The following is a 22727-nucleotide window of genomic DNA, read 5'->3' on the forward strand; positions in this document are numbered from 1 at the left end:
ATAGGACATTTCTATTTTGGTAAGAATAGGACATTTCTACTTTGGTACGACATTGCCCTGCATACCCGATTGACATCGAACACATTTATATGATAGTATTCGTTGGATGGTGAGCATAGCTCAACTGGTTAGAGCACTGGACTGTGGCTCCAGTGGCTGGGGGTTCAAGTCCCCTTGCTCACCCCATCTAAGTCCGGTGTGTGAAGTGTGCCGGTTATCATCAAGTTCGCAGTCCGGTTGTGAAGTGCATATGCGCCTGTAGCTCAGTGGATTAGAGCGGAGGTCTCCGGAACCTCAGGCCGGAGGTTCGAATCCTCTCAGGCGCGATAACATATTGTATATCGTTGATTAATACCAAAACGCAATCAAAGAGATAATTCGGAGCATCCTTCGACAGGCTCAGGATGATTCTATTCAGATGATTATATTTATAAAGATGATTTTCGGCCGCAACTCGGTATCACTTCCATGTACCGCATTTTGGTATAAGGCCTTATTCGCAATTAACTTGCAAATAACCGTCTATGTCCTACCCTGTGTCATGTGTAAAGAAATGCGTTTGCCCTGATAGACATATCATGCGGACTGCTTTTTCAGCGCGGCCTTCTCGAACACTTCCTGTGCGTTGAATGTGCCGTCTATGGCCTGTTTTGGGCATTTCGCCACACAGATTCCACAGCCTATGCACCTTGACGCATCTATTGTGTGCGGCTTTTTCAGCTCACCTGTTGCGGCGTTTACCGGGCATACCTTCATGCACATATTACAGCCTATACACTTGCTTTCCGTGATGACGGCCCTTCCCCTGTTTGGCAAGAGGAGGTCAACTATGGCGTGTGTCGGGCATTTCGTCGCGCATAGTCCGCATACGCGGCATTTGTCAAGGTTGATTTTTGATACGTTATCTGTAATCGAAGTGGCCTCAAACGGGCATACCTTCACACACATCCCGCAGGCTATGCACCCTATCTGGCAGTTCTTTCTCGTTGCCGCGCCCTTGTCCTTTGAATGGCACGACACAAGCACCGCCTTTGACCCGGGTAAAATCTCTATCACCTTCTTAGGACACGCCTCGGCACATTTCCTACACCCCGTACATTTCTTTATATCCACCACCGGCATGTCAAACTCGTTCATATGCAGGGCGTCAAACGGACATACCGATGCACACGTCCCATACCCCAGGCACCCATATGCGCATGACTTATCCCCGCCACCGGCCAGCACCGCCGCGCGGCAGTCCTTTACACCCTCATATTTAAATTTCTTTATGGATTTCTTGCAATCCCCCTGACACATTATCCTTGAATACACGGGTTCCATCGCAACCGCCTGCTTGCCGGTTATCGCGGATATGATTTCGGCGGCATGTTTACCGGCCGGTACACAAAGAACCGGTTTCACTTCCGCATTCGCCACCACTGCCTCAGCATACTGCTGACAGCCGGCATATCCACACGCGCCACACTGCGCGCCCGCAAGCACATCGCGCACCTTTTCCACGCGAGGGTCCATCTGGACAGAGAATTTCTTCGCCGCAAACGCCAGTCCAAACCCAAATATCGCCCCTACCCCCGCTATAAATATCAGCGTAAACTTTATCGTCGAAGCTATATCAACAGTCTCTTTAGCCTCTATCCCACCCCCTACGCCTACAAGTGGCAACGGTATATGGCCTGCCAATGAAATCAGCCGACTTAGCATCTCATGTATTATATTTATATCTAAGTTATACATTTCTCTATCCTATGATGTTATTATTCCGGCAAATCCCGTAAACGCCAGCGCTATAAGCCCCGTCGTCACAAAGGCTATCGGAAGCCCCCTGAATGGAACCGGCACGTCGGCAATCTCCAGCTTCTCTCTGATGCTTGCCATTATCACCAGCGCCAGCGCAAAGCCAAGCCCTGAACCCAGCCCCAGCGTAATCCCCTCCAGAAACGTATAGTGCTCACCCGCGTTTATAAGCGGCACGGCCAGTATTATACAGTTTGTGGATATCAGGGCCAAATACACCCCAAGTTTATAGTACAGCCCCGGAGATACCTTTCTCATTATCGTATCCGAACTCTGAACAAAGGCCGCTATTACCCCGATGAATACCACTATCTTCAGAAACGTCAGGTCAAGCGGTACCATTACAAAATTAAACACCACCCAGCTCATGGCCGCCGATATCATCATCACCGCCGTGAAGGTTATACTCATTCCAACCGCCGTCTCCACCTTCTTCGTCACGCCGAAAAATATGCAAAGCCCCAAAAACCTCGTGAATACAAAATTATTTATCAGCGAGGACGCTATAAATATCTCAAATAGTTTTGTCAGTTCCTTTTCCATATCATATCCCCCTTAGCATAAGGACGCGCATTAATGGCCACCCGCGCCACCGGCCCCTTTGCCTCCGTAAAACCTGATGTCTATCCAGTTAAAAAATGCCATCAATATACCCGTTGCCAAAAACCCGCCCGTAGGCAGCAACATTATCAGGAGCGGCTTCGCCCCTATTATGGAAAAACCCCACAACGTACCCTTACCAAGCAGCTCTCTAAAGAAACTTATAGTTACCAAAGAAAACATAAACCCTACGCCCATCCCTATGCCATCAAAAAACGACGGTACCACTTTATTCTTACTCGCAAATATCTCAGCCCTCGTAAATATAGACGCAAATGCCACAATAAGCTGTATATACAGACCCATCTGCTTATACGCCTCACGCGCAAACGCCGCCATTGACAAGTCGGCAACCGTTACCCAGCCAGAGATTATCAACATAAAAATCGGCATTCTTATACGCGGATGTATGAACGCCCTTATTACTGACACCGTTACGTTTGACATCACGTTTACAAACACAACGGCAACACCCATCAGCACGCCCGTCCTCAACCCCGTTGTTACGGCTATCGCCGGGCACAGGCTGATAGCCAGGCGGAATATGGCGTTTTCCTTAAAGACACCGCTTAGGGTTATCTTCCAGTAATCTAATTTTTGCGGATTAGTGGCTTCCATGCGGGTTCTCTCCTTCAGGTTTTTCCCCATCAAGTACCTTTTTTAAGAATATATTGCCATTTTTTATCCCGTCCTCCGTAACTGCCCTTGAGGATATTGTAGCGCCGGTTATTGCCTGCACGTACTCCTTTGTCTCCTCTTTCTTAACCTTCAGGTGCTCGGTGTCCTTGCCCACAAACTGCCCTATAAACGACGGGGATGTGACCTCATCCCCAAGTCCGGGGGTCTCAGCCTGATGCAATATATTCACCTTCTGCACTACCAAATCCTTGTTTACCGCAAACAGTATGTTTATATAACTTGAGTAGCCCTTGGCAAAGCTCTGCACGATATAGCCCAAAATCTGACCGTCTTTCTTTGCCGCAAAGTACTCGGCATGTTTTTCGTGTGGATGCCAGTCACCAAGTTTTTCTATTTTATCTGCCTCCGGTATCAATTTTTGCAGGGCGTCTTTCTTCTCTTGTTCGTTATTCTTGAATATTATCGGAGACGTATAGGCGTAAATCAAAGCAAGCAACACCCCGCCCACCACATATATTACAAGCAGGTTCAGGGTTATCTTTATCAGTTCTTTCGTGCTCATTTCTTTGCCTTTTTAGCCCCAAAGACCGTAGTCCTGCAGCTTCTGTCTATAAGCGGAGCGAAACAGTTCATTATCAAAATGGCAAACATCACACCCTCAGGGTAACCCGCCTTTAATCTTATCAGAATAGTTAAAAACCCGCACCCAATCCCAAACAATACCTGCCCCCTCCAGACAGTTGGACATGTTACATAATCTGTCGCCATGTAGAAAGCCCCAAGCATCAGGCCGCCGCTTAACAGATGCACTATCGGGTCCCCAGTAAACAGCCCACCCTTGCCACCAAAAATCCACGCCCCCGCTGCCACCGTAGCAAGGAACGACAAGGGAATCCTAAGGGAAATATACCGGCGATACACCAAAAACGCCGCCCCTATCAGTATGGCTATCATGGAGGTCTCACCAAGCGACCCTGCCCTGTGCCCTATGAGAAGTTCCTTATATAAACTTAACTTATCACCGAATACCTCAAGTAATTTACCCATGCCCTCTTCTTTGAGAATTCCAAGCGGCGTGGCCGTTGTCTTAGCATTTATGGACGTAAACGTAAAGGCCGCGTCGGGAATCTCCCATGTTGTCATGGCGCGCGTCCATGTTATCAGGGCAAAGGCACGCCCAATCAGGGCTGGATTAAATATATTATAGCCAAGCCCGCCAAATAACTGCTTCGCTATCCCCACGCTTACAAACGAGGCCACAAGCGGTATATAAAAAGGCACCGTTGAAGGCATGTTCAGACCCAGCAGAAGCCCTGTAAGAAATGCGCTCCCGTCGGCAATGGTTCTCTCCTTCCCCGCGACCTTTTGCACAAAGCACTCGCTCACTATCGAGCCGATTATACACAGTGCCGTCACATAAAGCGCCTTAGGGCCGAAATAATATACCCCCATCGCAAGGGCCGGCAGCAGACTGATACTCACAGTCCACATTATCCTCGGTACCGTCTCCTCACTCCCTATATGAGGGCTTACCGAGACGATAAGTCCTTGTTTCTGGCCTTGTAGTTCCATTATTTATCTTCCTTAATCTTTTTCATTATGGCTTTACCATTGTCTTGGCCAGCCTTACCTGCTGGACTATCGGTCTTTTTGACGGGCATACGTATGTGCATGAACCGCACTCAAAACAATCGAACAGGTGATAGTCCTTCGCGTCGCTGTATAAACCCTTCTCCGAATAAACACTCAACATCAGAGGCATCAGCCCCATCGGACACGCCTCTACACACCGCCCACACCTGATGCAGTGGTTGAACTTTACACGATGAACTATTTGATTATCCTCCATAACCACGATGCCGGATGTACCCTTAGTTACCGGAGTGTCGAGGTCGTATATAGCAAAGCCCATCATCGGGCCGCCTGAGATTACCTTAACCGCACCGCCTTTCAGGCCGCCGCACACCTCAAGGAGCTGCGCCACGGGGGTGCCTATTCTTGCCTTCAGATTTTTTGGTGACACCACACCCTGCCCTGTTACGCTGACCACCCGCTCCACCAGCGGCTTCCCAGCTCGGCACGCCTCATAAATGGCGTACGCGGTGCCGACGTTTTGCACTACCACGCCGACATCCATGGGCAGCCCCCCGGCCGGTACCTCGCGGTTCAGGATTGATTTAATAAGCATCTTCTCAGCGCCCTGCGGGTATTTTGTGACAAGTGTGTAAACTTCAATATCTTTATCGCCTGATGTGGCGGCCTTCATCTTCTCTATGGCGTCTGGTTTGTTCTCTTCAACTCCGATATAACCCCTGTTCAGACCCAGTACCTTCATCAGGATTTTAAGGCCCCCGACCACCTCTTTGGGACTTTCAAGCATGACCCTGTGGTCTGCGGTCAGGTATGGCTCGCACTCTGCGCCGTTGATTATAACGGCGTCAATCTTTTTTTCCTTAGGGGGGGATAATTTCACGACGGTTGGAAATGTCGCACCACCCATGCCTACGATACCCGCGGCCTTAATGCGGCCCTTCAATACGTCGGCGGCGCGCTCCATGTAGTTTGGGTCGTCTTCAAAAACCGCCCATTCATCTGATTTATCGTTTTCTATAACAATACACGGCACCATCCTGCCGATGGGGGCGGGAAAGGCCTCAATGCTTGTTACTTTCCCCGCGATGGAGGCGTGTACGGGGGCAGAGACAAACCCTTCGGGGTTTCCGATTAACTGACCGGCAACAACGCGCTGGCCGACTTCAACCAGAGCCTTACACGGCGCACCAATGTGCTGGCTTAACGGGACAACGGCCCTCTGAGGGGGTTTACACACCTCAACAGCCACACCACACGCCAACTCCTTATGCTCAGGCGGATGTATACCGCCCAATGTAAACGTACTCACTTATATCCTCCAAAACGCTACCGTATGTGATAACATTATATTTTATCGTATGTCAAGACGTTTTTCACGAAATGTCACATCAAAGTAGAAATGTCCTATTCTTAGTCCGTCATTCCGGCTTGTCTGGAATCTTCCCTTTAGTGGGAGTTTTATGATGATTGTGCATATTCTGAGGCATAGGGACAGATTCCAGACAAGCCGGAATGACAGAAATAAGGGAGGCAATTTCTAATGCGTTTGCCCTGCTTCGCGGGATTGACACAGAGACTCCGCAGATGCTATCCTATACTGGCAGAGGCAGGCTCTGTCGGGGGGTGTCCTGTGGGATGATAGCCATGTGGAGGCATGGGGGCGCGACGCCCCAATAGGAGAAGCAGATGATCAAAAATCTAAAAGTGGGAACTCGTATTATCATAGGATATCTGCTCTTATTGCTTGTTTTTCTTCTGCTATCCTTATATTCAATAAGAAAACTAAACTATTCGGCTGATCAAACCAAGCACATGTATGAACACCCCATTACGGTAAGACACAAATTACATGCCATCAGTGAGAATAGTTTCAGAATCAGATTTTTACTGAGAAAGGTATATTTTGCGACCAATAACAATGAAATTATAGAAATTAAAACGCAGGTAGCGTCTCTTAAACCTAAGATAATAGATGATCTTGCAGTCGTAGAAAATCTGTTTTTGGGCGATAAGAGCTTAATACAACAAATTAGTAGTAATATTATTAGATATACTTCACTTGACGATGATTATTTTGATCTGCTGTTACAGGGTAAAAAGGCTGAGGCTATTAATTTGTTAGACAGTAAAATGTATGATTATGCCGAAACGAATGAAAAGTTAATAGAAGAAGCGAACACCTTTGCCTCTAACAAGGCAGCCTCGTTCTATGAAGCCACACAGAAATCAAACGAGGAGTCTAAGCATATCCTATATTCTCTCTTAGGAATAGCGATTATTTTATGCGCTGCATTGTCGTTTGTCTTTATGCGAATTATTACCATTCCGGTTTCGCGGTTATTGGGTGTAACAAGAGAAATAAGTTCGGGGAATTTCAATGTAACAATTGATGTCTCGGCTGAGGATGAGATTGGTATGTTGTCTAAATCATTTCATCAGATGGTAGAGACGCTACGTAGTAATAAATCAGCAAGAGATATAGAGGATTGGAAGAAATCTGGTTACGCCCAAATAAACTCAGTTATGCGTGGAGAGCAGGACATTATCACCCTCGCCCAAAACCTGATAACGTCAATCTCAGAATATATGGGGGCTAGTATAGGGGCGATTTACCTTACTCAGGGACAAGGCACCCTAAAGCTGACTGGCACGTACGCATACAGCAAGCGCAAAAATCTTTCTAACGAGTTTGCCCCTGGCGATGGAGTAATAGGACAAGCGGCACTTGAAAGGCATAGCATTTTGTTGACAGAGGTACCGGCGGATTATATAAAGATAACCTCGGGGCTGGGTGATGGAGCGCCAGCAAACATATTAGTTACACCGTTTCTATATAACGGCAATGTAAAAGGCGTGATAGAGCTTGGGTTGTTTAGTTTGTTTACAGATGATCAGATTGAATTTATGAATGCCATTTCTGAGGGAATTGCCATAGCCTTCAGCGTTGCACAGTCACGCGATAAAATGCGCGCGCTTTTGGAGGAGACCCAAAACCAGGCCGAGGAACTTCAGGTGCAACAGGAGGAGTTGCGGGCAAATAATGAAATCCTGGCAAGTCAGACTAAGGTGCTTAAAATGTCTGAAAGCAAGCTTCAGGAACAACAAGAGGAGCTAAGGCAGGCAAACGAGGAGCTTGAGGCACACTCAAAACTGATGGAAAAACAACGGGACGAGATAAAGAAAACAAACATAGAGCTTGAAAGAAATCAGGAGTATAACCTTCAAAAGACCAGAGAACTCGAAATAACGAGCAAGTATAAGTCTGAATTTATGGCTAACATGTCGCACGAACTGAGGACACCTCTTAACAGCATACTCCTGCTGTCTAAATTTCTCTCAGAAAACAAGGACGGCAACCTTACGCCAAAACAAATAGAATGTGCGGGAACGGTTTACTCCTCCGGCAAGGACCTGCTGAGTCTTATAAACGATATTTTAGACCTTTCAAAGATTGAGGCCGGCAAGGTGGAATTACATGTCGAGGCTATGGAGACTATCAGCATAAAGACATTTATAGAGAACAACTTTTTGCCTTTTACTGAGGAAAAGAAACTGGCACTGCAGGTGGCAGTATTAGAAAACGCACCTAAGCAAATTCATACCGACATACAAAAGACGGAGCAAATAATCCGAAACCTGCTGTCAAACGCCATCAAGTTTACAGAAAAAGGCTCTATAGCGGTAACAATAGACAATGCGCCCCACGGCGGCGGATTGTCGCTCTGCGTCTCCGACACAGGCGTAGGAATCCCGCACGACAAACTGGAAGTTATTTTCGAGGCATTTAAACAAGCCGATGGCTCAACAAGCAGAAAATACGGAGGCACAGGGCTTGGCCTGACAATATCCAGAGAACTGGCAAAACTACTGAAAGGCGAGATACTGGTTAAAAGCGATTTCGGCTTCGGTAGTACCTTTACCATGCTCATACCGGATTTAAAAGATGTTGCCTCTATTGAAGATACCCCTAAGAAAACGCTGACCCCAATAATTTCAATAAGAAGAGAACCCCAGGCAAACGGTAACGAGATTGAAGACGACAGAGAGAGTGCGGCGGCTGGTGAGAAATCTATTTTGATAATAGAAGACGATACGGCGTTTGCAAAGATATTACTGGATATAAGCAGGGAGAGAGGTTATAAGGGGATAGCAGCTCTAAACGGCATGGAAGGCATTGACTGCGCGCGTAAATATAAACCTAAGGCAATAATATTGGACATGGCCCTGCCTGATATTGACGGCTGGGCGGTAATTGAACGGTTGAAAGAATCCTCAGAGACGCGCAACATTCCAGTTCAGATAATGTCGGCGTCGGAGAAAGACATAGACACCCTGAAATCTGGCAGCGTCGGGTATCTGACGAAACCGGTTAATATGGAAAGAATCGGGGAGGCATTTAATAGAATAGAGAGTATTTTCTCAGTGCGAAGGCGGCGGGTAATGGCGGTTAACCTGGATGCCAAACAGGAGGCGGCGCTTAAGGAACTTTTAACAGATATGGGACTGGACACCGTTTATATGTCGGCAAAAAAGGCGCAAACAGACATAGAGTCAAACGGGTACGATTGCATTGTTATGAATGTTTCAGGAAGCGAACCGTTATGTTTTACTCTTCTTGATAAAATAAAAAACATAGAGCAATTAAATGGTATACCGGTAATAATATATAACAGCAGACAGTTAAGCGTTGGGGATGAGATAAGGTTAAGCATGTATGCACAGAGGATAGTGATTAAAACGGTAAAATCATTGGACAGGCTGCTTAATGAAATAGTGCTGTTTTCGCATATTATCGAGGCGCAATTGCCAGAGGAAAAGCAAAACATCCTCAGACGGGTTTACGATAAAGAGCATATTTTTAAGGGCAAGAACGTGCTGATAACCGACGATGATTCAAGAAACGTGTTTGCCCTGATGAGCATACTCCAGGACAAAGGGATGAACGTACTCGTGGCAAAAAACGGCGTTGAGTGTATCTCAATATTAAAGCAAAACGACGCAATAGACATAGTGCTGATGGATATAATGATGCCGGAGATGGATGGATATGAGGCGATAAAAGAGGCAAGAAAGGTAAAACAATACAGGGATATACCGATAATAGCGCTGACCGCAAAGGCAATGAAAGAAGACAGGCTTAAATGCGTTGAGGCAGGGGCAAATGATTACCTGTCCAAACCAATAGACAAAGACAGGCTGCTGTCACTTCTGCGAATTTGGTTGTATCAGTAGGAGCAAATTGAAAAATGAATAATGTTTCCAATTTGTGTTTGCCCATTTCACTCCGTGACAAAAAATTGTCTCCACCCGGCTTGCCTTGCCGTCATTCCGGCTTGTCTGGAATCTTATTTGGCTTGAGGATATAGTGGAGAGACCGATTCCGGACAAGCCGGAATGACGGACTAAGGGTAAATTCACTTATGATCGCAACTAAGTATGAGGTATTTTGCAATTGGCTCAGTAAAATCAGGAGATAACCAGAGTGGATTACTACGATAACGAAGACAATGAGAATTTGGAGATAGGGCTCCTTCTTGAGGCAATCAGTGTAAAATATGGATATGATTTTAAAAGCTATGCAAAGGCCTCGATAAAAAGAAGGATAAGGCACAGAATGTCAATTGCCGGAATCAAAAAGATAACGGAGGTAATTGAGAGGGTAATCTATGACAGAGGTTTTTTTATAGAGCTGCTTGGAGATTTTTCGATAAGCACGACGGAGATGTTCAGGGACCCTGATTTTTTTCAGGCCATGAGAAAAGATGTCTTCCCCTCGTTACAGCGTCTGCCCTATATAAAGGTATGGGTGGCGGGCTGCTCTACCGGTGAAGAGGTATATTCCATCGGCATAATGTTAAAAGAAGAGGGCCTTTACGATAAGGCCATGATTTACGCGACCGATTACAGCGATAAATCCCTGAGCGCCGCCAAAGATGGCGTCTTTAGTATAAAATCAGTAAAAAAATATGCCGCCAACTATTCAGACGCCGGGGGGATACAATCATTCAGCAACTATTTCACGGCAAAGGCCAACTCCGCTGTAATTGACCCGTCACTAAGGCATAACATGGTATTTTCAATCCACAACCTGGCATCGGACGGTGTCTTTGGGGAGATGAACATTATTTTATGCAGAAATGTGCTAATATATTTTAACAGAGGGCTGCAGAACAAGGTATTTGGGTTGTTTACCGAATCGCTGGAATATGGCGGTTATCTTTGTCTTGGTTCAAAAGAGACGATCAGGCTCTCAAACTTTTCAGACAATTATGACGAGGTTCTGAAAGACGAGAAGATATACAGGAGAAATATGAGGCCGGTGTCATATTCACAGAAAATCAATGACAACACCGCGGTTACCCCTGAGTTTGTTACAAAGGGCGGGGAATTGATACGCGAAGTGAAATCAAAAATAGAGGAGCTGGACTGTCTGATTCGGGGCGAATCCGGTAAAGACTCTGTATGAGGCGGTATGAAGCGGTTGTTATTGGGGCGTCTGCCGGCGGCATTGAAGCGCTCAGGGCGCTATTTACGGGGCTGCCTGATGATTTTCCATTGCCCATCGCGGCGGTGCTGCATCTGCATAGGAGTACAAAGGACGAGTTGATTAATTTATTACAAAGAGAGGTTCGGTTAACGGTCAAATATGCGCAGGACAAAGAAAAGATCAAAAACGGGGTCTTGTACATAGCGCCGCCGGATTATCACCTTTTAATAGAGGACGACAGTACATTCTCTCTATCAGTAGATGAGCATGTGAATTACTCACGTCCCTCAATAGACGTGCTTTTCGAAAGTGCCTCAGACGCATATCGGGGGCATATTATAGGGATAATACTGACGGGGGCAAACAGGGATGGAAGCATGGGGTTAAAGAGGATAAAGGCACGTGGAGGTACAGCAATCGTGGAAAATCCCCAAAGCGCACAATTCCCTGATATGCCATTGGCGGCAATATCAGAAACAGAAGTGGATTATATTTTAGACGTCAAAGAGATAGCCGGTAAAATATATGAGCTTGTGGGGGCGGTATAAGTGCAAAATATTTTAATAGTTGACGACAGGCAGGAAAACCTGCTCGTACTGGAAACCATACTCAGTCAACTGCCAGAGGTAAGTGTCATGAAGGCCTTAAACGGCAGGGACGCGCTTTGGAGTTTGCTGCGCGATGAGTTCGCGTTGGTGATACTGGATGTCCAGATGCCTGAAATGGACGGGTTTGAGACGGCAGCCCTAATCAGGAGTAATAACAAGACCAAGTCAATTCCGATAATTTTCATAAGCGCCGTAAGCACAAATGAGGAATTTATTTTTAAGGGGTATGAAATCGGCGCCGTAGACTATTTGGTAAAACCAATAAACGATGCGATTTTAAAAAACAAGGTAAACGCGTTTCTGAAGATTGACAAGCAAAGACAATTAATCAGAGAACAGTCGGAGCAGTTGGCCAAGGCAAACGAATATCTGGAAAAAGAAATCAGAATTATCTTTGAGCAGGCGCCGATTGGAATTGCCATTATGGAGCCGACCACCGGCAGGTTTGTTAAGATCAATCAGACTTTTTGCAATATACTTGGATATTCTTATGAGGATATATTAACACTCACATGTTATAACGTCACACATCCCGACGATCTTGAGGAGTTCCTGCTTGGGCTAAAACGATTATCCAACGGTGAGATTTCGGTTTTAAGTATGGAAAAACGATGCATTCGCAAGGATTCAAAAATAGTATGGGCAAACTTTAAATGTATCCCCTTGCAGATGGGGGCAAGTCAACTATCCCTTAATCTGGTCATAGTTGAAGATATAACAGACAAGAAACGATTGACAGAGGAATTACAAGTCATAAATGTCAATCTTGAAGGGATGGTAGCGGAGGAAATCAGGAAAAGGCACCAACAGGAGCAATTGCTTATACAACAATCCAAGATGGCGGCAATGGGGGAGATGATCGGATTGATTGCCCACCAGTGGAGGCAGCCTCTGAATGTTATAGGATTAATAGTGCAGGATTTAAGAGATACTTATGGTTTTGGCAAACTTGATGAGAAACAGATGGAAATGGCGGTTGCCTCAACGATGAGTCAAGTAAACTTTATGTCACAAACAATAGAAGATTTTAGAAACTTCTTCAAGCCTTCAAAGAGAAAAATACAATTCAATGTCAAATCAATCATAGAAGAGCTGCTCTCAATGTTCGAACAAATATTTAAGCAAAGCAATATATCTGTTTCTATAAGAACAGGGCAAGACACAATATTATCCACGCGTGGATACCCCAATGAGTTTAAACAGGTGGTACTCAACATCCTGAACAACTCAAGAGATGCTATAACTTCAAAAAGAGGTGCCAGCACTAAGACACACGGGCTGATAGAAATAACAATTGGCAACAACGCGGAAAGAAATAAGGTGATTGTCTCAATAAGAGACAACGGCGGCGGCATTCCAGAACAGGTGATAGAGAAAATCTTTGAACCATACTATACGACAAAAGGAAAAGAAGGCACAGGCATTGGGATGTATATGTCAAAGACCATAATAGAGACGAATATGGGCGGCACCCTGACAGTGAAAAATGTGGATGGCGGCGCGGAGTTTATGATAAGTTTGGAGGTAGCAGACATTCTGTAATTATTTATCTTGACACCTATTGCAAAAAATGATACGATGTAGGGGAGCTTGCAAGTCAAAAATTATTAAGTGTTAAAGGAGGAATCCCATGTTAAGAATACCGAGACTAAGTGTTGTGATTTTGTTAGTAATACTCATGTTGTCCTTTGCCGGTGTTTCAATGGCTGAAAACCAATGGCAAAAAAACCATCCCCGCAGGACACAGGTAAACAAACGCCTCCACAACCAAAACAAACGCATAAACAAGGAACTCAGGCAAGGGAAAATATCCCGCAATCAAGCGAAGCAACTCAAGAAAGAAAACCGCCAAATCCGTCGGGATGAACGCCACATGGCCAAACAACACGGCGGACACATAACAAAGGAAGAGCAGAAGGCCCTCAATCAGCGGGAAAACGGCGTCAGCAATCAGATTGGCAAATAATAAAAGGATTAACGACGAAGGGGGGGTAACCCCCCCTTCACCCCGTATTTTTGCCAACGTTTTATCTGTTGAGTTTGGGCTGCCGCCCGTTGGCGGCTTCCAGAACTCCGGCTGTCTAAAACGCCTGGTAGAATTTCCTGACCTCGACGATTGACATCTGACCCGGGGCAGTCACCGTCTCCAGCGAGGCAAACGTAAACAGAGAACCCACAAGCGGCAGAAATATCCTTGATGCCATTCCCATTGCTCCCATAGAGATAGTAACTACGGGCCTATGGTTTAATGTAAACTCTGTAAGCCTCTTTATGTCGGTCATGTTGTTTGGAGTAACGGCTATTTTAACTATGCGCGCCCCTATCTGTCTGCCTTGTTCATAGACCTCCTCAAGTTTCTTCTCATCAGGGGTTTGAGAGAAATTGTGATATGAGGTGATAAGGGTTTTACTGTGTTTGCTGGTCAAAGTGGAGATTTCCGCCGATATGTCCGATTCGACCTCTATATCAACCGCGTCGGTGAGGTCTATGATATGGGTAAAGATTTCTACTCTGAGAGCGTCAGTGATTGCCGCCGCCCCACCCTCTTCTTTTGACCGGCATGTGGCAATAACCGGCACGTCGGGGAATTTGTTTTTGAAGGTTTTAAAAATATCAATTATGTGCGGCAGGTGCAAGTCTGAAAACATATCAACCCTCAGCTCCGCTATATCCGCCGTCTGCAATGTCTCAACAGATGACACATCCATGTCGGTAAGAGGAACCGCGATAAGGGGTCTGGGGCCTAGGGTCAGGCTGCCTATTTTTATTTGTGGCATATCGTCAGGTATTTTGGGGGTGGCTATCGGGAAAACATATCCCTGTTTTTAGATTCGTATACTCTTGTCTTACCAGCTCCTGGACATCGTGTCTGACCTCATCTAAATAATCGAAATTAGCCGCAGCCGTTTTAATTATTGTTTTGTCGAGGGCGTTTTTGCTGCCGAGGTCCTGGATTACAAACAGCGCCGTTTCTTTGTCCATCCCTTTTCTGTATGGCCTGTCCTCTGAGATTGCCGTAAGCACGTCCGCCACGGCCATTATCCTTGAGCCAATGGGCAGGCTATCACCCTTGAAATGAAATGGATAGCCAGCGCCGTCCATTCTCTCGTGATGAAAGGACGCCCACATATTAATCGTCTCCAACCCCTTCACCAAATTTAGAATAGTGTACGAGTAATAGGTATGGGTCTTCATTATGTTCATCTCTGCCTCTTCGAGCTTCGCTGGCTTTTCTAATATCTCTGTAGGCACGGCCAGTTTTCCTATGTCGTGTAAATGCCCCGCTATCGCCATCAACCTGCACTCAATAGTAGAGAACCCGACAAGCCTCGCCAGCGTGCTGGCGACCTCGCTGACCCCTGCCGAATGTACCACCGTGAACACGCTCCTAAAGTCAATTACATGGCTGAAGAGCCGCGCTATCTCCTCAAGCTCATCTAAGTTGAGTTCTTTTTCGGGTATGACTTCACTGTTAAATATCAACTCATCCACCTCGGAGTACGACGCGTCAAACCAAAAACTCTCCTTCTCTGAAAGATCAGCAAACACCTCAACAAGGCGTGGATTAAACAGCGTATTGGTGCGCGCCCTTATGGCCTTAACAATAGGGTCTTTCTGCTTTAACACCTCGTCGCCTTTATTTAATAAGATTTCAATTCTGTCAGCCAGGTGGATGATATGAGCGCCCGGGTGGATTTCCTCCTGACCATAGTACCGCCCCCTTCCATCGTCCCATCTGGTGTGATGATGACGGACTATTGGGGCGGCATCACTCAATACAACAAACTCTTTTATCATACAGTAACCCTTCTCGGCATGTTCGTAAGGATTTTTGATATCGTACTCGCCCAGACTAAGTTTCTCACGAAGCGAAAAAACTCCGATGTCGTGAAGGGTGGCCGCAACAAAAATATCCCGTCGGCTCTGAAGCGATAGCCCGTACGCCTTAGCTATATCGTCCGCTATGATGGCAACCCTCAGGTGGTGGCTTGACAGCGTCCTGTCCACATAATCAAGGGTCTTGGAAAATGTAGCCAGAAGCGCCCCCAGCTTGACCCTCATGTTAGACAACATTTCCATGCGGTATTATAGCATGTGTATTGATGTTTGTGAAACATAAATTCGAACGCCGGGCTTACGGGGCGTGTGTCAGTTTATGGGGCGTCTTATGATGCTGCGCGCCGAATAAATTGTGGGCAGACTGGGGAAAATGTTAATATTATCATGATTGACAATGAAATGAATCAAGGGGCTTCAAATGTTTGAAACAACACAGTCACCGGTGAGCGGCTTTGATTTTTGGGCTGCGGTATCCATATTCGTTATCGCCTACGCAATGATTGCATACGAAAAGATACACAAGACCGTTGCGGCCATCTTTGCGGCTTCACTTATGCTGGTTCTTCGGGTGTTGACGCAGCATGAGGCCTTTCATCTTGAGTCGCTGGGTGTGGACTGGAACGTAATATTTGTCCTTATCTCTATGATGATTATAATAAACATAATGAAGCCAACAGGTGTATTCGAATACGTAGCCATAAAAAGCGCCCGGCTGGGCAAGTGTGACCCCGTACGAATAATGATTATATTAACCGTCATGACGGCAGTGTTGAGCGCCTTTTTGGACAACGTGACGACGGTTCTTTTGATAGCTCCGGTGACGATAATTATTGCCGACGCCCTTGGCGTTGACGCCGTGCCGTTTCTCATTATGGAGGCCATTGCCTCAAATATCGGCGGCACCGCCACGCTTATCGGCGACCCACCCAATATTATGATTGCCTCAAAGGCACATCTTAATTTTATGGATTTTATCATCCACCTTACCCCTGTCATAGTTATCATAATGGCCGCTTTGGTATTAATAATAAGGATAGTGTTTGGCCGGAGGCTCCATACGACTGAGGAAAGAAAGCAGATGATCTTTCAGATGGACGGGGCAAATGTCATAACTGACCCTGTCCTGCTGAAGAAATCGGTATTTGTGCTGGCGCTGGTATTAGTTGGGTTTGTATTTCATAGGGTTTTATATTACGAACCGGCAACTGTAACCCTCTTCGGGGCAGGACTACTCCTTCTGCTGTCAAATGTAAAAAACCCGCGCCGTGTGCTGGCCGAGATAGAGTGGCCTACGATTTTCTTTTTTATAGGATTATTTGTCATAGTGGGCGGTGTGGTAAAGGTGGGACTGATAAGGATGGCATCAGTAAAAGTGCTTGCCATTACTCATGGCAGCCTGTTTGCCGCAAGTATGGTTACGCTGTGGTTTTCGGCGATTGCCTCGGCGATAGTGGATAATATTCCATACGTGGCCGCCATGAACCCGCTGATAGTAAACATGGCAGAGCATCTATGGCCCGGGCAAAGTGGTATTGAGTTGATGCGTCACAATGAGTTGATGCCGATATGGTGGTCGCTTGCCCTTGGTGCGTGTCTGGGCGGCAACGGTACCGCAATCGGGGCATCAGCAAACGTCATCATAGTAGGAATGGCGGGACGCGCGGGTAGGAAGATTACATTTTTCAGATTCTTCCTATACGGCTTTCCCATTATGATATTAACAGTGTTGATTTCTACTGCGTATATCTGGATCAGATACTATGTGTTGTGAGGAGATGAGGAGATGACAAGGAATAGATTGAAAGAAAATAGATTGAAAGACGAAAAAAGCCCGTACCTGCTTCAGCACGCCGAAAATCCCGTCAACTGGTATGCGTGGACTGATGAGGCATTTGCGGCGGCAAAGGCGCAAGACAAACCCATATTTCTTTCAATAGGTTATTCAACCTGCCACTGGTGCCATGTGATGAAACGTGAATCATTTGAGGATCCAGAGGTTGCCGCCCTTATGAACGACGCGTTTATTTCCATAAAACTGGACAGAGAGGAGCGCCCCGATATAGACTCTATTTATATGTCAGCCTGCCAGATGTTAACGGGAGGAGGCGGCTGGCCACTTACGATTATAATGCTTCCCGATGGCCGGCCGTTTTTTGCCGCCACATATATCCCCAAACGCGGCAGAGGCGAGGCAACTGGAATGCTCTCCCTTATTCCCCGAGTGAAACAAATATGGGAGCGGCAGCGCCATGAACTTATCAGGATGGCGGAGCAGATAACACAACAAATACAGCAATACGCGGTCAATACCACAGGCGGCGCGCACACAACAAGTACTGAAATAACAGAAAAGGCCTATCGCGGCATCTCGTCCTCATTTGATAATACTTACGGTGGATTCGGCAGCGCCCCAAAGTTCCCCGTGCCGCACAATATTCTATTTCTCCTGAGATATTATTTTGAGACCAAAGATGCCACCGCCCTTGACATGGTGAATAAGACTCTCAAATCAATGCGCATGGGCGGGATTTACGACCACATCGGGTACGGTTTCCATCGCTACAGCACCGATGCCTCGTGGCATGTGCCCCATTTCGAGAAAATGCTCTACGACCAGGCGCTTCTTTTGATTGCGTACGCGGAGGCCTTCACGGTAACGGCAGATGAGTTTTATAAACGAACGGCATACGAGATTATTGAATATGTGCTGAGGGATATGCGCGGCAGTGAGGGGGCTTTTTATACGGCCGAGGATGCGGAGAGCGAGGGTGTCGAGGGCAAGTTTTACTATTGGACATACGATGAGCTCAGGGCAGCCCTCACCCCTGAAGAGGCGGATATTATTATTAACATATTCGATGTGAAAGTGAATTCACAATCCGGCGGGGAAGACGTGGAGAATATCCTCCACATGGTGAAGCCTGAAAACGAACTTACGACAGAGGAGCAAGTTCTCATTCGCGGGGCTGTCAGGAAACTCTACGACGCACGGCAAAAGAGAACTCACCCCCATAAAGACGATAAAATACTGACAGACCTAAACGGCCTCATGGCGGCGGCCTTGGCGATAGCTGGCCGTGCGTTTAGTGACGATAGTTTGATCCTGGCGGCTTCTGAGGCGGTCTCGTTTATTGAATACACTATGGCAACAGGGCAAGTCGGCCTTTTGCACCGTTACAGAGACGGCCAATGTGCGATAGCTGGTACGATTAACGACTATGCCTCTTTCATATGGGCGTTGATAGAACTATATGAAGCAACTTTTGACGAAGGCTATTTGGTATCGGCAAAAAAGTACACTGATTATCTGATTGATCACTTCTGGGATTACAACTTCGGCGGCCTATTCTTTACTGACAAGGACTCTGAAACGCTGATAGCGCGCCAGAAGGAACTTTACGACAGCGCGATACCATCGGGCAATTCCATCGCCCTATACAATATGATAAGGCTTGCCCGAATCCTCGGCGACCACAAACTTGAGGAAAAAGCAAACGAGCTTATAGACGCGTTTTACGGACAGGCCATAAAGCACCCTGCGGCGTATCCATTTTTCGCGCTATCAGCGGGCCTCGCCCTTGGCAGAAAAAGCGAAGTAGTAGTGGCCGGAGAGGAAAGACAATCAAGGGATATTCTTAGAACACTTGGGCAAAAATTTCTACCGAATACAGTCTTTGTCCTAAAACAGCGGGATGTAAAAAGTATCATATCCTACACTGAGGACATGAAAGACATTGACGGCAAACCGGCAATCTATGTATGCGTAGATAATGCCTGCCACGCGCCGGAAACAGAGATAGCCGATTCACTTAAGATGCTGATACGTTAAGACCAAAATGCGGTCACAGAAGTAAGAAGATTTCTATAAAAATCGAATCATCCTGAGCCTGTCGAAGGATGCTCCTATTACTCCTTTGTCTGCAATTTGGGATAACAACTGTCTGCCTAAATCCAGGAAAAGACATCACGCAACATAGTGAACGGTGAATTTTACGTGGTACTACCGACCTCAGCCGACATACTTTTTCCCTTTATTTTAGCGGGTTTAGCTGATTCTCAAATATTTATAGCGGCGAGAGATGTTACCTTTGCGTAACATGATACAATATTGTAAAACGTTACCTTTACGTAACATATTATATTTTTATCGGGTATAAACCTATATTATCTATGTTTCTATAATTATTACTATAAATATATGTAGTTACCAGACAAACCACACATTTCTCGTCTCATGGTATAATATTTATAAAAAAACAATTGACAAACCTTATTTTATAATATATAATACAAACGGTGGCTTGATACATATAATTTATAGATAAGGAGGATGATAACATGGAGCGGGGAACCATACCTGTTGAGGACATTCCGTTAAGTGTTCCTTTAAAAAGTGAAGTCGTCGTTTGTTTGTTACAGTTAGAAATTCCTTTGGAAACCGAAATGTACAAAAGCTCCGCACCTGGCGGTATAGATCGCTACAAATGGAGGCCTAATGCAATTGCTAATAGAACAAAGAGAATTACCTCTTGTATCAGTTCTATTGGCGAATTGATAAAGGATAGAAAAGATAAGAATTTTGAAAAAGTAGATATTTTTGTCCTTCCAGAATATTCTGTCAATAAAACGATGGTTAATGGTTTACAGGATATCGCCAAAAGATATCATAGTATAATAGTTGCAGGTGTTTATGACGACAATGAATACAGTAATAAAGCGGCTGTAATCCTTCCTGATGGAAACATATACTATCAATATAAACTTTCGAAATCAACGCCAGAATCTGGATATTTAAATGATCCACCGGATGCGGAAAAAAAGATTCTTCGTTTTACGTGGTATCAAATTAACGGGAAACCTCTGTCTTTTTCAGTATTCATATGCAGCGACTTTATGAAATATTCATCATCCACCCTGAATGAAAAGAATCCTCAACTGATAATTGTACCGATGTGCAGCCACGATATAAGGGGATTCTATTGCCTTTCAGATGTACTTATAAGAACTGCCCAAGGGCATTGCAGTACCGTCGTTGCCTTATGCAACTCAGTTGAGGCAAAAGAAAGTAGCTCTCTAAAAGTTTGCGGCAAAAGTCAATTCATCGGCCCGACTATTGAATATAGTCTCACATCTGTTCTCGCCAAGTCAAAAGAAGGGGCAATTATTGCAAAACTTAAATTTGATTTAGAACTAATATTTCCACTAAATCCTTCGATGCAGTTGTCTTTCGATGATGCTGGCAAAATTGAAGATAGCTCCGCTTCAAAAGATACCTGTTCAGGAGATAGATATGTAATCAACCCGAACGTTATAATAAAGAAAATAGAACAAAACAAAATGTATGCTTTATATCATACACATGAGTATTATGATGTGCGCAACAAAATTAAAAAAGCACCGTTGAAAATGGTATGTCATGGGATACTTGGTGTTCATGACTTAATGTTCCAAGGTTATGCTGAGAATGTTGCTTTTTTTAAGCAAAGGATAGAGAGCTATTTAAAAGATGGGCATAGTCAACTCAAAGAGGTATCTGGAATCCAAACATTTTACACTATTACTGATGTTATAAAATATCGCAATATCAACCTAGTGAATATAACAAGTGATATAGTTGATGATAACGGGGGTACTTAATACCTTTATTGATGACCTTGCAGGTGGCGTGAGAAAGGACTATGTGTTAGGCAACATTGATGCAATAAAAGATATCATTGATAATAAATATAATAACGATGATAATAAATATAATAACGATGAAATAAAGTACGATTTAGAACAAAAAAAAGTAATCCTAAAAGTCAGTTGTGCTTCGGATATTACTCCAGCCGAAAAAGCTGATGGTCTTGAAGAATTTATTATCATTATGGAACTGGAGTTCACTGACCGTGCCAATGCTGGCAATATTAATTATTTCAAAAATACTATGTTAAAATCTCTTATTGATAATGAAAAGATAAGAACTATTGAATATGTAAAAAAAGAAAGTATTCACCCATTTGAAGGTGCTTATATTCTTCATCTGGTTGGAGGTCTCCCCGATGTAGGGGAGACAATTGTAGAAAGAATTCATGGTCTTTCTGCCAATCATAAATATATTAAGTGCACAACCAGAGTCGTTACACCAATAGAATATCTCAGTGATGCCAAATGTCCTGTACTATATGAAACAACTATAATTGATAGAGAACAACAAGAAGATGTATTGGATATAATAGGAAATTATACTTCATATAATTACCCTCATCCATTTATTATTAAGGAACTGAAAAGGGAAAAAATTGTTGAAATAATTAATTTTTTCAAAGAATGTAAGAAAAGACAACAAAACGACCGGTCTATGTCCGCAGAAAATGAAGAAATACAGGAGAGTGAGTGGCTTCGCGGACTTGTGAGTTTTATCTATGGTATATGCACATCTCTTAAAAACGATAAAATAATTGATGAAGGATTATTTGATAGAAACATAAAGCATTATTGCATCTCGACTGTAACAGACATAGGGATGAAGATCGAAAAAACGCTTTCAGTGGAACTAAATAGTGTAACACCAAATAGACCAAGTACAGGCACAACAAATATGGGTGAATTAATTAAGGAGGCTATAGCATATTATAAAGATAAAAAAGAAGTCGGCCCAGTCAATACTGCAAATAAGTGGGATGAAGAAACTCTATTCTGCTTAAAGAAGAAACTAAATTTCTTTGCCGAAAAAAGGAACAATTTCTCTCATGCTTATGAGGAAAAATATTTTAAAAATAAAAAGGTTTCACAATACGCGGATGAACTTTTAAAACATACCAACACTGCATTGCAATTCCTGATTCACTTTGATGACCGAAAGAAAACTGAGTAACAGCATCGTCAATAGGCAAGTAATCTAAAATTGAGTGGATGGGCTACTGTTCCAATGTGGTAAATATGTCAACAGGTAGCTCCGTGTCCCCTCATGATACTTAATCCCAATATTGAACAAGGACATTTCTATTTTGCTATTACATTATTAGTTGCACGATAATTTTGTTCTAACGAATAAAACAAGTTATCATGGGAAGTTGTAACGATTTCTGGACTGTCCTTTTCTTAGTCTGTCATTCCGGCCTCATTTTGTCATTCCAGCGAAACATACATGAATAGAGTCAATCTTCGCCCCCGCCCATGAA

At 44.7% G+C, this 22727-nt stretch carries 18 protein-coding genes and 2 tRNA genes; 12 read left to right on the forward strand and 8 right to left on the reverse strand.

Features of this window, described 5'->3' with window-relative positions; all coding sequences use genetic code 11:
• Positions 1 to 109 precede the first annotated feature (109 nt).
• Positions 110 to 186: transfer RNA gene (locus AB7D94_RS08575), tRNA-His, on the forward strand.
• Positions 187 to 252: 66 nt separating this feature from the next.
• Positions 253 to 326 (forward strand) — tRNA-Arg (locus AB7D94_RS08580).
• 250 nt (positions 327 to 576) lie between these two features.
• Here the strand turns inward: AB7D94_RS08580 and AB7D94_RS08585 are convergent.
• The 6 genes from AB7D94_RS08585 to rsxC are packed head-to-tail and all read right to left on the reverse strand — an operon-like array spanning position 577 to position 5938.
• Positions 577 to 1737 carry a 4Fe-4S binding protein gene (locus AB7D94_RS08585; RefSeq protein WP_420265382.1) on the reverse strand — a complete coding sequence of 387 codons (1161 nt, stop codon included), beginning with the start codon at positions 1735 to 1737 and terminating at the stop codon, positions 577 to 579.
• A 9-nt stretch (positions 1738 to 1746) separates the two neighbouring features.
• The gene (locus AB7D94_RS08590) at positions 1747 to 2340 is read right to left on the reverse strand and encodes an electron transport complex protein RnfA (protein ID WP_420265383.1); all 594 of its coding nucleotides are present in this window, start codon (positions 2338 to 2340) and stop codon (positions 1747 to 1749) included.
• Positions 2341 to 2370: 30 nt separating this feature from the next.
• On the reverse strand, positions 2371 to 3015 hold the full coding sequence (gene rsxE, locus AB7D94_RS08595) for an electron transport complex subunit RsxE (protein WP_420265384.1): 645 nt from the start codon (positions 3013 to 3015) through the stop codon (positions 2371 to 2373).
• Positions 3002 to 3598, reverse strand: coding sequence for an RnfABCDGE type electron transport complex subunit G (locus AB7D94_RS08600; RefSeq protein ID WP_420265385.1), 597 nt, complete (start codon positions 3596 to 3598; stop codon positions 3002 to 3004). The genes rsxE and AB7D94_RS08600 overlap by 14 nt, the downstream gene beginning before the upstream one ends.
• Positions 3595 to 4608, reverse strand: coding sequence for an RnfABCDGE type electron transport complex subunit D (locus AB7D94_RS08605; protein WP_420265387.1), 1014 nt, complete (start codon positions 4606 to 4608; stop codon positions 3595 to 3597). Before AB7D94_RS08605 ends, AB7D94_RS08600 begins: the two co-directional genes overlap by 4 nt.
• A 25-nt stretch (positions 4609 to 4633) precedes the next feature.
• Positions 4634 to 5938 carry an electron transport complex subunit RsxC gene (gene rsxC, locus AB7D94_RS08610; protein WP_420265388.1) on the reverse strand — a complete coding sequence of 435 codons (1305 nt, stop codon included), beginning with the start codon at positions 5936 to 5938 and terminating at the stop codon, positions 4634 to 4636.
• Positions 5939 to 6141: 203 nt separating this feature from the next.
• Here rsxC and AB7D94_RS08615 point away from each other — a divergent pair, with 203 nt between their 5' ends.
• The 6 genes from AB7D94_RS08615 (at position 6142) to AB7D94_RS08640 (ending at position 13690) form a co-directional block, all read left to right on the forward strand.
• The gene (locus tag AB7D94_RS08615) at positions 6142 to 6306 is read left to right on the forward strand and encodes a hypothetical protein (protein ID WP_420265390.1); all 165 of its coding nucleotides are present in this window, start codon (positions 6142 to 6144) and stop codon (positions 6304 to 6306) included.
• Positions 6307 to 6315: 9 nt separating this feature from the next.
• Complete coding sequence (locus AB7D94_RS08620) at positions 6316 to 9861, forward strand: response regulator (RefSeq protein WP_420265391.1); 3546 nt, start codon at positions 6316 to 6318, stop codon at positions 9859 to 9861.
• Between the two features lie 250 nt (positions 9862 to 10111).
• Positions 10112 to 11095 carry a CheR family methyltransferase gene (locus AB7D94_RS08625; protein ID WP_420265393.1) on the forward strand — a complete coding sequence of 328 codons (984 nt, stop codon included), beginning with the start codon at positions 10112 to 10114 and terminating at the stop codon, positions 11093 to 11095.
• Positions 11092 to 11664 (forward strand): chemotaxis protein CheB, encoded by a 573-nt coding sequence (locus tag AB7D94_RS08630; RefSeq protein ID WP_420265394.1) that lies wholly within the window; start codon positions 11092 to 11094, stop codon positions 11662 to 11664. The genes AB7D94_RS08625 and AB7D94_RS08630 overlap by 4 nt, the downstream gene beginning before the upstream one ends.
• A complete protein-coding gene (locus tag AB7D94_RS08635; protein ID WP_420265395.1) occupies positions 11665 to 13266 on the forward strand; it encodes a response regulator in 1602 nt (533 codons plus the stop codon).
• Positions 13267 to 13402: 136 nt separating this feature from the next.
• A complete protein-coding gene (locus AB7D94_RS08640; protein ID WP_420265405.1) occupies positions 13403 to 13690 on the forward strand; it encodes a hypothetical protein in 288 nt (95 codons plus the stop codon).
• Between the two features lie 115 nt (positions 13691 to 13805).
• Here the strand turns inward: AB7D94_RS08640 and aroD are convergent, their stop codons facing one another.
• Positions 13806 to 14501: a type I 3-dehydroquinate dehydratase gene (aroD, locus tag AB7D94_RS08645; protein WP_420265396.1), complete on the reverse strand. Its 696-nt coding sequence runs from the start codon at positions 14499 to 14501 to the stop codon at positions 13806 to 13808.
• A 4-nt stretch (positions 14502 to 14505) separates the two neighbouring features.
• Complete coding sequence (locus AB7D94_RS08650) at positions 14506 to 15804, reverse strand: HD-GYP domain-containing protein (protein WP_420265397.1); 1299 nt, start codon at positions 15802 to 15804, stop codon at positions 14506 to 14508.
• Positions 15805 to 15982: 178 nt separating this feature from the next.
• On the opposite strand from AB7D94_RS08650, the gene AB7D94_RS08655 reads away from it, so the two are divergent.
• From AB7D94_RS08655 to AB7D94_RS08670, 4 genes are all read left to right on the forward strand, one after another.
• Positions 15983 to 17335, forward strand: coding sequence for an ArsB/NhaD family transporter (locus AB7D94_RS08655; RefSeq protein ID WP_420265399.1), 1353 nt, complete (start codon positions 15983 to 15985; stop codon positions 17333 to 17335).
• A gap of 12 nt (positions 17336 to 17347) precedes the next feature.
• The gene (locus AB7D94_RS08660) at positions 17348 to 19393 is read left to right on the forward strand and encodes a thioredoxin domain-containing protein (RefSeq protein ID WP_420265401.1); all 2046 of its coding nucleotides are present in this window, start codon (positions 17348 to 17350) and stop codon (positions 19391 to 19393) included.
• A gap of 509 nt (positions 19394 to 19902) precedes the next feature.
• Positions 19903 to 21201: a carbon-nitrogen hydrolase family protein gene (locus AB7D94_RS08665; RefSeq protein ID WP_420265402.1), complete on the forward strand. Its 1299-nt coding sequence runs from the start codon at positions 19903 to 19905 to the stop codon at positions 21199 to 21201.
• Complete coding sequence (locus tag AB7D94_RS08670) at positions 21182 to 22420, forward strand: hypothetical protein (protein WP_420265403.1); 1239 nt, start codon at positions 21182 to 21184, stop codon at positions 22418 to 22420. Before AB7D94_RS08665 ends, AB7D94_RS08670 begins: the two co-directional genes overlap by 20 nt.
• The last annotated feature ends 307 nt before the right edge of the window (positions 22421 to 22727 follow it).

It is taken from the genome of Candidatus Magnetominusculus dajiuhuensis, assembly GCF_046044395.1.
GTDB classification, from domain to species: domain Bacteria; phylum Nitrospirota; class Thermodesulfovibrionia; order Thermodesulfovibrionales; family Magnetobacteriaceae; genus Magnetominusculus; species Magnetominusculus dajiuhuensis.